Source organism: Pseudomonas sp. GW821-FHT04D07 (assembly GCF_059420225.1).
In genome coordinates this window covers 1-745 of record NZ_JBWKTH010000069.1, presented here as the reverse complement: position 1 = coordinate 745, position 745 = coordinate 1, and the positions used below count along the sequence as shown (strand labels likewise).

Genomic DNA, 745 nt, shown 5'->3' with positions numbered 1-745 from the left:
CGCCTGATCACCAACCCCGAGTGCCGCCAGTACATCCTGCGCCAGGCCTTCGAAGAGGCGATCCACACCCACGCCTACCAGTACTGCATCGAATCGCTGGCCATGGATGAAGGCGAGATCTTCAACATGTACCACGAGATTCCATCGGTGGCGAAAAAGGCCACCTGGGGCCTGAAGTACACCCGTTCGATCTCCGACCCGGAATTCAAGACCGGCACCGTCGAGACCGACAAGGAACTGCTGCGTAACCTGATCGCCTACTACTGCGTGCTGGAAGGGATTTTCTTCTACTGCGGCTTCACCCAGATCCTGTCCATGGGCCGTCGCAACAAGATGACCGGCGTGGCCGAGCAGTTCCAGTACATCCTGCGGGATGAATCCATGCACCTGAACTTCGGCATCGACGTGATCAACCAGATCAAGATCGAGAACCCGCACCTGTGGGATGCCGAGATGAAGGAAGAAGCCACGCAGATGATCCTGCAGGGCACCCAGCTGGAAATCGAATACGCCCGCGATACCATGCCGCGCGGCGTGCTGGGCATGAACGCGGCGATGATGGAGGACTACCTCAAGTTCATCGCCAACCGTCGCCTGTCGCAGATCGGTTTGAAGGAAGAATACCCAGGTACGACCAACCCGTTCCCATGGATGAGCGAGATCATGGACTTGAAGAAAGAGAAGAACTTCTTCGAGACGCGGGTGATCGAGTATCAGACTGGCGGGGCGTTGAGCTGGGATTGAT

The 745-nt window shown here is 57.3% G+C and carries 1 protein-coding gene; it reads left to right on the top strand.

Annotated elements, in window-relative coordinates; translation table 11 throughout:
* Positions 1-744, top strand: a 744-nt coding sequence (locus AC07T0_RS31725) for a ribonucleotide-diphosphate reductase subunit beta (protein WP_495004873.1), incomplete at its 5' end; no start/stop codon positions are given.
* Between the last annotated feature and the right edge of the window lies 1 nt (position 745).